The sequence below is a fragment of the Vibrio sp. 811 genome (assembly GCF_033339195.1).
Window position 1 is genome coordinate 1 of sequence record NZ_JAWOUB010000282.1, and the last position, 792, is coordinate 792.

The following is a 792-nucleotide window of genomic DNA, read 5'->3' on the forward strand; positions in this document are numbered from 1 at the left end:
GGCGACGTTGGCCCGATTTTGGTGCTTGACCATCTAGGTCTGCGGCCATCGCTTGGCGCATTTCTCGGCCTGCATTTTGGAAAGTTTCCCACCACTTAGCAAGCTTCAGAGTGTCGCCACCCTCAATTTCACCGCGCATTTCAAGAAAATCAAAGCCAGCTCTAAATTTGTTGAGTTCCATTAGGCGGAACGCACGTTTGCCATTACGTCGTGGAAGGCGCAATTGCAGCTGCCAAATCTCACGGATGGTCGCAGTATGGCGACGTGGAATTGCGATGGTACGAACTTGATCATCAAGAATGATATTGCTCGCTTCCATGATCGCGTCGTAATGACACAAGTTATGCTGGTCCATGAGTTTGTCTGCTAGTGCACAAAGCGGGTACCACAGCATCGCAGCAAACATAAATGCTGGGTTAATGCGCTTGCCATCTTCAATACGCATGTCTGTGGAATCCAACACAAGATCGAGCATTTGTTCAGTATGCGACGAGTAGTCTTCTGTGAAGTGCTCCGAAATGGCTGGGAACAGCTGTTGGAATAAGTTGTATTCACGTAGCAGGTGGTATGTCTCTAGACCATGGCCTGACTGCAAGAGTTTGAGTGACTCTTCGAAAAGACGAGCGGAAGGAATTTCACGCAGTAGCGGCGCCATCTCTTCGATTGGTGCTGCTGTGTCTTCTTCAATATCAAAGTCCAGTTTCACGGCAAAGCGAACCGCACGCAGCATGCGCACAGGGTCTTCACGGTAGCGTGTTTCTGGATCGCCAATCAGACGAATCAGACGATCTT

General features: G+C 49.6%; 1 pseudogene. It reads right to left on the minus strand.

The features are described 5' to 3' along the window. Nucleotides 1–792: pseudogene (locus R7Q46_RS26360) on the minus strand (polynucleotide adenylyltransferase PcnB); the annotation flags it as partial.